The organism is Brevibacillus laterosporus (assembly GCA_007833815.1).
Lineage (GTDB): Bacteria > Bacillota > Bacilli > Brevibacillales > Brevibacillaceae > Brevibacillus_B > Brevibacillus_B laterosporus_D.
In genome coordinates this window covers 2,148,354-2,161,009 of record CP033464.1, presented here as the reverse complement: position 1 = coordinate 2,161,009, position 12,656 = coordinate 2,148,354, and the positions used below count along the sequence as shown (strand labels likewise).

The 12,656-nt window shown below is 40.8% G+C and carries 9 protein-coding genes and 1 pseudogene; 1 reads left to right on the top strand and 9 read right to left on the bottom strand.

Features of this window, described 5'->3' with window-relative positions; all coding sequences use genetic code 11:
• Window positions 1-373: 373 nt before the first annotated feature.
• From EEL30_11580 to EEL30_11545, 8 genes and pseudogenes are all read right to left on the bottom strand, one after another.
• The gene (locus EEL30_11580; protein QDX92889.1) at window positions 374-901 is read right to left on the bottom strand and encodes an ACT domain-containing protein; all 528 of its coding nucleotides are present in this window, start codon (window positions 899-901) and stop codon (window positions 374-376) included.
• A gap of 110 nt (window positions 902-1,011) precedes the next feature.
• Window positions 1,012-1,314 carry a hypothetical protein gene (locus EEL30_11575; GenBank protein ID QDX95746.1) on the bottom strand — a complete coding sequence of 101 codons (303 nt, stop codon included), beginning with the start codon at window positions 1,312-1,314 and terminating at the stop codon, window positions 1,012-1,014.
• Between the two features lie 129 nt (window positions 1,315-1,443).
• A pseudogene (locus tag EEL30_11570) lies at window positions 1,444-1,907 on the bottom strand (DUF1284 domain-containing protein).
• Between the two features lie 268 nt (window positions 1,908-2,175).
• Complete coding sequence (locus EEL30_11565; protein QDX92888.1) at window positions 2,176-3,603, bottom strand: aldehyde dehydrogenase family protein; 1,428 nt, start codon at window positions 3,601-3,603, stop codon at window positions 2,176-2,178.
• Window position 3,604: 1 nt separating this feature from the next.
• Window positions 3,605-4,969, bottom strand: coding sequence for a 4-aminobutyrate--2-oxoglutarate transaminase (gene gabT / locus EEL30_11560; protein ID QDX92887.1), 1,365 nt, complete (start codon window positions 4,967-4,969; stop codon window positions 3,605-3,607).
• 207 nt (window positions 4,970-5,176) lie between these two features.
• Entirely contained in the window at window positions 5,177-6,592 is a 1,416-nt protein-coding gene (locus EEL30_11555; protein ID QDX92886.1) for a PAS domain S-box protein, read from the bottom strand.
• A 44-nt stretch (window positions 6,593-6,636) separates the two neighbouring features.
• Window positions 6,637-8,112, bottom strand: coding sequence for an aminoacyl-histidine dipeptidase (locus EEL30_11550; protein ID QDX92885.1), 1,476 nt, complete (start codon window positions 8,110-8,112; stop codon window positions 6,637-6,639).
• Between the two features lie 116 nt (window positions 8,113-8,228).
• Window positions 8,229-10,028, bottom strand: a complete 1,800-nt coding sequence (locus EEL30_11545; protein QDX92884.1) for a M3 family oligoendopeptidase — start codon at window positions 10,026-10,028, stop codon at window positions 8,229-8,231.
• A gap of 306 nt (window positions 10,029-10,334) precedes the next feature.
• Between EEL30_11545 and EEL30_11540 the strand changes: the two genes are divergently transcribed.
• The gene (locus tag EEL30_11540; protein ID QDX92883.1) at window positions 10,335-11,252 is read left to right on the top strand and encodes a gfo/Idh/MocA family oxidoreductase; all 918 of its coding nucleotides are present in this window, start codon (window positions 10,335-10,337) and stop codon (window positions 11,250-11,252) included.
• Between the two features lie 156 nt (window positions 11,253-11,408).
• Here the strand turns inward: EEL30_11540 and EEL30_11535 are convergent, their stop codons facing one another.
• Window positions 11,409-12,653: an MFS transporter gene (locus tag EEL30_11535; protein QDX92882.1), complete on the bottom strand. Its 1,245-nt coding sequence runs from the start codon at window positions 12,651-12,653 to the stop codon at window positions 11,409-11,411.
• Window positions 12,654-12,656: the final 3 nt, after the last annotated feature.

Here is a 12,656-nt window from a genome sequence, read left to right as displayed (position 1 = left end):
ATGAGAACTTTTACAAACTGCGTTGTCTGTTCCGTTATAGCCCCCTTCTCATCCATATGTAGCGTCGTTTTGCCGCAATTATAAATTAACAATCAATTGAGGCTAGACAGACAATAGCTAATTTTAAAAACAGATACATCCATTGTAAACAATTTCCGGCTGCTTTAGGAAAAGAGCGATAATAATTCACAAATTGTTCATACAAATGTAACTCTTTTGACTCTGAAGAGTCTGTTCTATGTGATTTTTTTCATTGATTCACAAAATAATCATACCATGACATGCAAGCGCTATCAAAGAGCGGAAAACTGGTTGTTACCCGCTCTTGTTCACTTTTTCGCCATTTTTCATTCTTTTTTGATTATCTTTGAAGTTACTGCATTGAAATCGCTTTCGTGACATTCGGCAATCCCTCAATTTGTTCATTAGCTTTAGCTGGTATCTCCTCATCAGTCAGAGAAACCAGTAAAGCCAATTTTCCCTTTTGTTCACGAGAAACGTTCAGTTTGGAAATGTTAATTTCGTGTTGGGCCAAAATGCGAGAAACATCGTGAATAACCCCAGGATAATCACGGTGATACACTAATATACCATGGGTGTCTGCTGTGATACGGCACGCGTATACATTAATCTCACTTATATAAGTCTCTCTATAATCCTTGGAGAATACATACTTGTTTCCTCCAACTACGAGCTGGGCTACATGACTTGCATATTCCCCTGTGCTATTTTCCAATTTTATTTGCATATCTGGATGTAATTCACGTAATCCCGTAAGTAACAAACTAACAATTTGTTCCCGATCATCGGCAGTCATGATGGTTAGTGTTACTTGTTCCATATTTGGCTCAAAACGCTCCACTAATTTAACTAATGAGCGCAAACCTGAGTAATCTGTCATACTGTTTCCCCTCTCGTACTGTCAATGTATCCTATATATACATCGTCAGACGATAATAAGCAATGCTTACTGAAGGGAAAACTCTACTTTTTTCACATACCCACACTTCATCAGTGAACATCACCATGTATTCCAATACTCTCTAATCTACTCCGAGTATCTGAACTGCCTAAGTGGTAAATGAGTTGATAAATCTTATCGAGGGTTTCATCGTATTCATACGGTTCCCCACTCAGGTCTTCGTCGTAGGCCATTTCAAACAAGTCCTGAAGCTGTCTTATCTCACCAGGTGTAGCCAAAACTTCATAATCAAACGATGTATCAGTGGGATTGTTGATGATATCTCCCGTTACTGAATGAGGGTGAATGGATAAATAGTACGGTTTTTTATCAGGAGTTGGTGTTGGTGCCAAGTTTTTCATCCCTTCCTATGCCTGCCTTTTTTCTTTCTTTATGCCCCTCTCTCCTCTTTTCCATACCTTCTGTGTCTTACCTAATTAAAGCTCTAGATGGATGAATTACATGTCATTGCTCATCAACTATCAGATAGCGTCTATCTCTAAATATTTATTTTCTTTCAGTAATGCAATCCCTTTTTTGCAAACCCCGTATCTTAGCCAAGAACACCCTGCACAAATTCGATCCAAATCAGAAGGTTCCACTATGTTTTTTGTTCGCTCTACCAGCTCTGACTTGCGGTATATATGACCTGGCTCCAAACCCAATTGTGTAAGAGCAGCCAGATCCATTGTCTGCACATGCTCTTCTGATGTCGGGTCTGCCACACAAATACCTGCACCTTTATGAGGACAATATTGACAGGTATCGTCTAAAGCACGAACCACTCGAATAGAGAAGTCGTCATGTTCATCCCTAACTCTTTCAACGATCTCTTTCATTTTGACAGCAAAGGCTGGACTATATCCCATTCCTCGAAACCGTGTACACATAATAAATGGTGTCCGCGTAATGTGATAACATTTTTGTCCTCTCTCTCTACTAACACCCAACCATCTCCCTTTTCATCTTTGACTATAGCATAATTATTCCAAATAATCCCACAAAAAAACAAATGAAAAAATACCCCATCCAAGCAAATAGCTTGAACAGGGTAAATATTTGGATTGGGTAGTAAGTGAACTTTGTTAATGTAAGAACGTTGTTAACAAAGATCCTTGAGACAATAATATCATCTCTACTTCTTCTGAACAAATGTAATGATTTCTTCAGAGGGATAAATCTTCCCTCTTTTTTTACCCCATCCAATTTTATCCTTATGACAATTTTATACTAATCAATTTCAATTCTGTCATTTCCTCAACGGCATATTTGATACCCTCACGACCAAATCCGCTTTCCTTAACACCTCCATACGGCATGTTATCTACGCGGAATGTAGGGAAATCATTAATCATGACACCACCTACTTCAAGCTCTTCGGCAGCTTTCATTGCCGCATGAATATTGTTGGTATAGATACCTGCTTGCAAACCATATCGAGAATCATTAACCATCGCAATCGCCTCATCTAGCGTCGTAAATGGTGCTATCATAACAAGTGGTCCAAACACTTCCTGACAAGAGACATTTGCATGAGTAGGTACATCGGTTAGGATGGTTGGCGCATACAATCGCTCAGCCAATTTTTTTCCCCCTGTCACTACGTTAGCACCTAAGCTCTTAGCCTGACTAACCCATTCTTCCATTCGATCAATCTCTTTTGGAGCAATTAAGGAAGACAAATCAGTCGCTTCATCAAGTGGATCACCTACTACCATCTTCTCAGCAGCTACCTTCATTTTACTAACAAAGTCTGCAAACTTGCTTTCATGCACAAAAATTCGTTGCACGGAAATACAAACCTGACCTGCAAATGTGAAGGCACCAAATGCACAACGATCAATTAGCTCTTGTGTAAGCTCCACATCATCATTGATAATCAGCGCCGCATTGGAACCCAACTCTAAAGTAACACGTTTTAATCCTGCTTTTCCTTTTAGAGAAATCCCCACTTCTGGGCTACCCGTAAAGGTAATAGCAGCAATACTTGAGTCCGTAACCAGTAAATCTCCAACTACACTTCCTTTGCCTGGCAACACGTTGAGTGCCCCTGCTGGTAAGCCAGCTTCTTCAAAAATCTCGGCCAAAACCAATGACGCAAGAGGGGTCTGTCCCGCAGGTTTTAAAACTACGGTATTGCCAGCAGCAATAGCAGGACCTACTTTATGTGCTACCAGATTATATGGAAAATTAAATGGTGTGATAGCTCCTACAACCCCTATTGGTTTACGAACAGTAAAAGCAAGTCGTCCTTCTCCACCAGGAGCCGCATCCAACGGAACGGTTTCTCCATGAATGTTGCGTGCTTCTGAAGCAGCGAATTTGTAGGTTTGAATGGTGCGAGCTAATTCGGCGCGACCGGTCTTCACTGGTTTAGCTGCTTCCAATGCTAGTAATCGAGCTAATTCCTCCTTGCGATTCTCCATGATAGCTGCCGCTTTTTCTAGGATAGTGGCTCTTTGATGAGCAGGCATTTTGGCCATGATAATAGCGGCTTGTTTGGCTGCTCCAATCGCATCTTTTACATCGTCCTGATCGGCTTGCCCGATCTGTGCAATTACTTCTCCTGAATAAGGGGATGTGAGTGATTGATATTCCTTCGCTTCTTTCCAAGCACCGTTAATATATAAATGTTTTTTCATGCTATTTTACCTCCGTCGCTACTGTTGATTGATACATACTGACTAAAAGACGGTTCATAATGCCAAGACCTTCTATCAATTGTTCATCGGTAATAACAAGTGGTGTCAAGAAGCGTAGAATATTCCCATGCACACCAGCAGACAGCATAATAACACCTTGTTCACATAGAGATTTAGTGTAAGCAGATGTAAACTCTTTCATCGGTTGTTTTGTAGATGGGTGAAGGAGTTCAATGGCACACATCGCCCCTAAACCACGAACTTCAGCAATGATTGGTAACTCTTTTTGCAAGGTGAGGAAATTCTGCATGATTTGCTCACCAATCTGTCGAGAGCGATCCACTAGATTCTCCTTTTCCATTTTCTCAATCACAGCCAGAGCAGCTACACAACCAAGCGGACTTCCTCCATATGTACCGCCAATTTCTCCAGGCGATGGAGCATCCATAATTTCTGCACGTCCCAAGACAGCACTTATCGGCATGCCAGCAGCAAGAGATTTAGACATAGTAATCAAATCTGGCTCAATATCAAAATGGGTGGACGCAAACATCTCACCTGTACGCCCAAAGCCTGTTTGTACCTCATCAGCAATAAACAAGATGTCATGCTTACGGCAAATGTTATAAATACCTTGCACGAACTTTTTATGTGGAATAATAAAGCCACCTTCTCCTTGAACAGGCTCCATGATCACTGCAGCCAATTCTTCTGGGGCTACTTCTGTGTGCAAGAAATCATCAAATTGACTGACGCAAAACTCAGCATACGCCTCTTCCGTCATATCAACGGGACGGTGTAATGGATAGGGAAACATCGCTTTATAAGTAGCTGGTGCGAACGGCCCCATTTGAAATTTATATGGCTTAACTTTACTGGTCAAGGACATGCCAAGCAGTGTACGTCCATGAAATCCACGCGTAAATGAAACAATGCCCGATCTACCCGTATATTTACGAGCAATTTTTACAGCATTCTCAACCGCTTCCGCCCCACTATTTAATAAGATGGTTTTTTTCTCAAAAGCACCGGGCGTGATCTCTGCCAGTTTTTCAGCAAGAGCAAGATAAGGCTCATACATCGCCACGTGAAAGCATGTATGAATATATTTATCCAATTGGGCTTTGATTGCCTCGACGACTTCCTCTGGACGGTGCCCTACATTTAACGTTCCAATAGCTCCTGCAAAATCAAGCAATACATTTCCATCTACATCATGAATGAGTGCTCCATCTGCCTTTTCGACAAAAATAGGTGCGTTATTGCCCACACCTTTTGGTACATATGTCTTACGCTTCTCGATTAGCTCCATTGATTTTGGTCCAGGAATGCTAGTATTTATGGATATAAATGTAGTAGTTGTCATGTTATACTCCCCCTTCATATTTACCTGCGCTTGCGTGCCATTGCTATTTAGCTGTTTTTTTACTACTATTTTTATAAATAGCAATTATCATGCCAAATATAGAAAGAGGAGAAAATAACATGGTAATACGCAACACCATGTGTAAGACAACAGTCGTTTATTCATTTTTGAATAAAATCGTTTTCAGTTTTATTCACTAACAAATAATTATTCATTTTTGAATCGTTTAATCTGGTACTTTTGTAACTTTCTCACCACAGAAGGCTGACTAATTCCTAACATCTGTGCCATCTCCACTGTTGTTTGACAAATGTTAGCCGCCTGTTCTACCATACTTTTCTCTAATCTCTCCATCGCTTGCTTCAACGGTACAGTTGGAGTTAAAGGGAGTTCTCCTGTGAGTATGGTAGGTAAACGTAATTTACTGATTTCCGCTGGGAGATGTTCAGCTGTTACCTTATCCTCGTCAGCGATGACCACCATTCTTTCTAAAACATTCTCTAGCTCTCGTACATTTCCCGGCCATTCATATTGGAGAAGCAGCTGAGTTGCTTGTGAGGAAAGTCGTTTCTGTAAACCGTACCGATCATTTAAAGAACGCAATGTCCATTTCAGATGGGCAGCGATATCTTCCTTTCGTTCACGTAAGGGAGGAATCTGCAAAGGAATGACATGTAAGCGAAAATACAAATCCTGGCGGAACGTTCCGCTTTTTACCATTTCCTCTAAATCTCGATTCGTGGCCGCGATCAACCGAAAATCTACATCCCGATACGTAGTACTCCCAATACGTTGTAGCCGTTTTTCCTGAATGACTTTTAACAGCTTGGCTTGTAAGGGCAAGGGTAATTCCCCCAATTCATCCAAAAACAAAGTCCCCTGGTTGGCTCGTTCAATTATCCCCATCTTCCCAGCTTTGGCAGCTCCCGTAAAAGAGCCTGCTTCATAACCAAATAGTTCCGACTCCAGTAATCCGTCTGGAATAGACCCGCAGTTAATCTCCACCATTTCCCCTTGCGAACGGCGACTACGCTGATGTATTTCCCGGGCGATAACGTTTTTCCCCACACCCGATTCCCCTAAAATAAGGACAGTTGAATCCACTCCCGCAACTTTTTCTACCAAGCGATACATCTCTTTCATGGCTGGGCTTACTGCTACAACTTGATCTGACCCACTATTTTTCTCCCGCAATTCCTCAATCTCATTCTCAAATTGTTTTAATTGCTGTGTAAGATTTTCATAACGGCGTTTTAATTCCAGAATTTCAGTCAAATCATGCGAAAAACTAATAACACCTTCCATTTCACCAGTCGGTTTCCAAATGGGAAAGGCAGACACCATCAGCTTTTGTTTATAGATCGTCTCCTGCATCATTGTCTGGGCTTCCCCTGATTCTAAAACCAAGCGAGTAGCTGAAGGGGAGAAGATTTTAGCCTCCTCCAGCTCTCGTACATTTCGTCCCAGTAGCTCTTGCTGTTTTTTTCCATAAATCGCTTCGCATGTAGGCCCGACCAACTGAACAACACCATCTCCATCCGTAATAAGTAGGTGCTCATGAGAATAGTGGACAATCTGTTTCAAAATGCGGCTCATCCATTTTTCTGTGTCTGCCTTGTCCATGTGTATCCCCCGTATACTTTTCCTTCATCATAACACGCTTATGGTTAGACTAAACGCTTAGACTCTTTCGTTGCAGCTAAAATAGCTACTAAATACTCCCAAATACGAGTGACCGAATCAATTTCAACATGCTCTTGTGGTGTATGGGCTCCATAAATGTTTGGTCCAAGCGATATCATATCTAGATCAGGATTTTTTTCCGCAAATACGCCACATTCTAATCCAGCATGCACAGCTGTAATTTCCGGTTTTTCTCCATTCATCTTTTCATAAACCTGTTCACAAATCTCACGAATAACCGATTCAGGACGATAAGCCCACTCTGGATAATCAGAATCGGTGACTAGCTCAGAATCAGTCAGGGAAGCAAGCATCTCCAACTGTTTAACAATGGCTCCCTTCAAACTTGCAACAGAGCTTCTCACCTCATTTTCTAAATAAATGTGGGTCTCATCTGTTCTTACAACACCTAAGTTGGTTGAGCTTTCTACTAGTCCTTCAATTTCTTGACTAATCGTTTGGGCCCCATTTGGTGTAAGCATAAAGGATGCAAGCAAATGACCAAACGTCTGAGAGGAAAATACACGTGTTCCATTTACCTGGACTTCTGTTAACTCCATAAGAACTTCTGGATCACTCGCCCGCAATTCCGTGGCAAATCGCTCTTGCAGTTGTCCCACTAGTTGCTTCGCTTTGTCAATCTCTACATCTTTAATAAATAAAATGGCCTCTGCTTCTCGTGGAATAGCATTGGTTTTCATTCCACCTTGTACATGTTGGATGTGATAGGAAATCTCTTGTTGTAGACCATGCAACACACGACCTAATAGTTTATTTGCATTACCGCGTCCCTTATGAATCTCTGCTCCCGAATGTCCTCCTTGTAGTCCCCGTACCGACAATCGTAATGGCTTACTTTGAACATCGACTTCTGCCCACTCAATCTCAAGTCGTTGTCTCGCAGTGACACCACCTGCACAACTTACTAGCAAACGACCTTCCTCTTCAGAATCAATATTAAGTAGAATGGAACCCTTCAGATGACTAAAATCAAGATGCATAGCACCTCCCATCGTAGATTCCTCTTCTGTGGTTACAAGTGCTTCTAAAGCAGGATGCTTGAGAGTGGAATCAGCTAGCAAAGCCAACATATAAGCCACAGCTATCCCATTATCAGCACCTAATGTTGTATCCGTTGCATATAGCATATCGTCTACTACCCGTAACTGGATGGAGTCTGTTAGAAAATCATGCGTTGTTCCTTGGTTTTTTTCACAAACCATATCCATATGCCCTTGTAAAATAATGGTAGGTAATGCCTCGTATCCTGCGGAGGCTGGTTTACGAATGATAACATTCAATGCTTCGTCTCGTGTAGCTTCTAATCCATGCTGTGTAGCAAAATCTAATAAATATGTACTAATTGCTTGCTCATTTCCAGATTCCCGTGGAATGTTAGATATTTCTGCAAAATAATGAAATACGGGATGTTGCAAGACTTCCTGTAATGTTTTAGCCATAAAAATAGTCCCTCACTTCTATGTATTAGATAAGATGATAGCTTTAGATGCAGGAAAAAGCCCTCTTATACGAGAGCTTTTCCCTTTTCATCCTACTTGTTACGTCGGTAGATTTTTTACGCTTTTTTCTCTGTGAGCGCCATAAATTCATCAATATTGGCCAAGGCTGCATCTACAGCACTTTGCCAGAAATCTGGTTGAGTCAAGTCTACATTGAGGTGGGCTTTTGCCAGATCTTCTACCGTCATGCGACCCGTATCTTTTAAGAAATCAATATACTTCTCTTCAAAGGAAGCCCCTTCTTTTTGTGCTTGTGCGAACAAACCAGCACTCAACATGTACCCGAATGTATACGGGAAGTTATAGAATGGTACATCACTAATATAGAAGTGAAGCTTAGCTGACCAGAAGTTCGGGAAGTACTCATCCAAAGCCCCTGCATAAGCAAACTTCTGTGCTTCTTCCATTAATTGATTCATTTCTTCAGCACTCAGCATTCCATTCTTGCGCTGTTCATAGAATTTTTTCTCAAATGTAAATCGAGTAAAGATATCCATAAAGAAGGAAACAGCATCGCCCAACTTGTCGTCGATCATGGAAATACGTTCTGCGTCCGATTTCGCATTTTTTAATGCAGCATCTTTCACGATTAATTCTGCAAATGTAGAAGCAGTCTCTGCTACGTTCATGGCATAATCTTTTGCTAGCTCAGGCAAATCTTTCATTACATACGTGTGATAGGAGTGTCCTAATTCATGAGCTAGTGTAGACGTACTTGACATGCTACCGTCGAACGTCATGAAAATACGTGTTTCTTTACTCGATTGTAGATCGGTGCAGAAACCACCTGGTCGCTTACCAGGACGATCCTCAGCTTCAATCCAATGATTTTCAAATGCCAATGTAGCGAATTCAGCCATTTTGGGACTAAATTTCTCAAATTGCTCTGTGATGAATTGTGCTGCTTCATCATAGCTCATTTTACTTGTACTACCAGGCAATGGTGCTGTCCAATCGTAGAAAGACAGAGAATCAATACCGAGCAATTCCTTTTTTCGCTTCAAATAAGGCACAAGACGCTCACGATTCTTCTCAACAACTTCCCACATGACATTCAATGTTTTCTCGCTCATGCGGCAAATTTCAACCGGCTCTTTCAAAAAGTCATCCCATTTGCGCTCTTTATATAACGCCAAACGGAAACCACTCAAATGATTCAAAGCTTTTGCACATAGGTCTTCGTTTTCAGACCACGCTGTTTTCCAATTTGCGAACATCTGTTTACGCACTGTAGGGTTGGTATCAGATAGTAGGTTAAATGCTTGTCCTACTGATAAATTTTCAATTTTCCCATCTTTCTCACTTGGGATGTGCATGCGACCAACAATCACATCATATAACTGCGACCATGCATGATACCCATCAACTGCTAGGTTTTCTGCCAGAATTTCTTGCTCAGTTGGGAGTTTAGCAGCCCCTAATTGACGGCGTTCCTCCAAAATGAAAGCAATTGGCTTCATGCTATCTAATTCAAGGAATTGTTTCCATAGCTCCTCAGGTACTTCTAAAATATATTGATCAAACAAAGTGCCTGTTTCTGCACTTGCCGCTCCTAATTGCGTTACACGATCACGTAGAAAAGCAGCTTTTCCATCATGTACATTCTGTGCTTCTAAGCATGAAATGAAAGAGCTAGCTTGCATCAAATCGGAACGCACCTGTTCAAAACGTGTTACAATCGATTCCAATTTTTTTAGCTGTTCCAGCGATTGTGAGGCTTCCAATGCTTTTAAATCAGCAGTTAAGGAAGAAGTATGTTCCTTTAAGTTATCTAGAAATGCTGCTAATTCCTTTGATTCACTTCCTCCTGGGAAGATGCTATCTAAGTCCCAAACGGGTTTAAGATTTTGTAGCATGTAATATCCTCCTTTATATTGGCAAAACGCAGCCTGTTATGTATAAGTCTTAGCTCTCATTGTACCTGTTTCCTGCTAGATTGGTATGCTTTTTTTACCGAAAAAACTTTTTTGACTGTAGTTGATAACTGAACATAGATTTTCTTAAAAGGGAAGTAGCCAGAATTGATATCTGACTGCTTTGTTACACGTGCCAGTAATGATACTGTGAAATAATATTGTCAGCATTTTGTGAGAAAGTCTTTATGTTTTTCTGCCCTGAAAACCACTACACTTACCTATGTGTTATAAAAGGAGGGGAACAACATGCTTCAACCTAGAATCGGAGTAATTGGACTGGGCTCCATCGCCCAAAAAGCATATTTACCATTAGTAGCAATCGAAAAGAATTGGAAATTAATAGGTGCCTACTCTCCCACAGCAACTAAACGTGAGGAAATTTGTAAGCACTATCGAATGAATTCCTACTCTGATATGAATACTCTCATCCAAGCCTGTGACGCCGTATTTGTACATAGCTCCACTTCCACACATTTTGAGATTGTCCAGCATGCATTGAAATCCGGGGTCGATGTTTTTGTCGACAAACCTTTAGCTGAAACCGTGGAACAGGCTGAAATCCTAGCTGAGCTAAGTGAAAAACATAACCGTAAGCTAATGGTTGGTTTTAATAGAAGATTTGCACCTCTTTATATAGAAGCAAAAGCAAAGATGGGAACCACTGCATGGATTCGTTTTGAGAAACATCGTAAACATGGAGTTCATGCTGGTCATTCTGCTGCATTTACTTTATTGGATGACTATCTTCATTTGATCGATACAGCTCGTTGGCTAGGAGCCTCCTCTATAAGAAATGGCACTATTGCGCTTACTGAAAAGGGGCAACTCCTTCATGCCCAGCATCAATTGGGAGCAGGTACCTATTCCATTACGACAGCCATGCATCGCCAGTCCGGTTCCAATAAGGAGCAATTGGAAATTGTCTCTATCGATGGGATCACTCGAATCCAAAATCTAGAGATGATGGAGGTAGAAAGTGAAGGATATACACAGCAGGTAATGTCTCATCCTTGGGACTCCATTTTGAAACGGAGAGGATTTGAAGGAGCCGTTCAACACTTTATGGACTGTTTGAACGGGGATCAAAAACCTCTTGTTGATGGTTGGGAAGGTGTCGAGTCACAGCGTCTTGTAACAAATATGATCAAAGAAATGAATGGGTAGCTACACCCCTAGTAAAGAAAACGATGGCTCTGTCATGCCCCTAGCTCAGAAAAGAGCCATCGTCACTCTCATTTAGAACGTAAATATTCCTTCCATAAAAAAGCACCGCTTCATATAGCGGTGCTAAGCTCATACACTACATGTTTGAGGAATCATTTATGACGCTAATCCTTTTGGTACCTTCCATTTCCGATAGAAGTAAATCGTGAAAATAAGCGCCATGATCATAGGTACACCATGTAGGATACCTACTACCCAAATAGGCAGCATGATTTCAAATAAAGGTGAACAAATCAACATACCGAATGCAAATCCAATTGTTTGCAACGTGGAGGATACTCCAAAGACACGTCCACGCTTATCATCAGATACTTGCTGTAAACGCGAGTTATAGCAAATAGCTGAGATCCCATCAGATATTCCTGCAAAGAAAGCGCATATAAGTAGAAGATACGTTGAAGAAAAAGCAAACAGCAAAATGAAAAAGAAAGACATTAAAATCGTAGAGATACCAAATGCTTTTTCTGTGAATGATTCCTTTGCATTTTTTGAATGCTTACTCATAAAACGAGAGCCGACTAGATTACCGATTGCCCATATCCCCCAAATAAAGCCCATAATCATGGAGGGATTGTCTGGCTTTATCATAGAAGAGTAAATCGGAATCCCTACGTTGTGTGCTGCGGAACCAAAGGTATCAAATAATCGAATCGTCATTAAAGATAATAGAACGGGAATTACACGTAAATAACGATAGATAAACGAAAACTCCGAAAAAAGCGATGTTTTTTGATCTGGTTGCGTCCGGGTTTCATTCGTTTTGATAGGCAGACTAAACAAGTTAACGGCTGAAAGTAAGTAGGTAAGGGAGTCAATGAAAAAGATACTTTGATAACTTAACAAATTAATTAGAATCCCACTCGATAGCATTCCGACAACCATCGCCATTGCTTGCCACGATTGTAATAAAGCATTGGCTCTTACTCTATTTTCTGGCGAAACAAGCATTGGAATACTTGATTGCATTGACACATTAAACATGGAGCTGAACATTCCCATACCAAAAGTCACAAAATATAACATATAAAAATGATACTCTTGTGGAGTAATGACAAGGGAAAATAGGAGACCAAACCGAACGACGTCACTAATAATCATTAACTTTTTGCGGTTAAATTTATCAGCTAGCATTCCAGAATAGAAACCTGCTAAAAAGCTTCCTATTAAACGGACAGCCATAAATAATCCCATGTAAACAGCACTGCCCGTTAATAAGTACACATACAGATTTAGTGCAATCATATCTAAATAACTGCCTATATCTGAAATGGTTCTTCCAGCAATCAACTGGTAAATATAACGCATTTTATTATTCTGTCCTGCTGGAATAGTTGTCGTCATCTT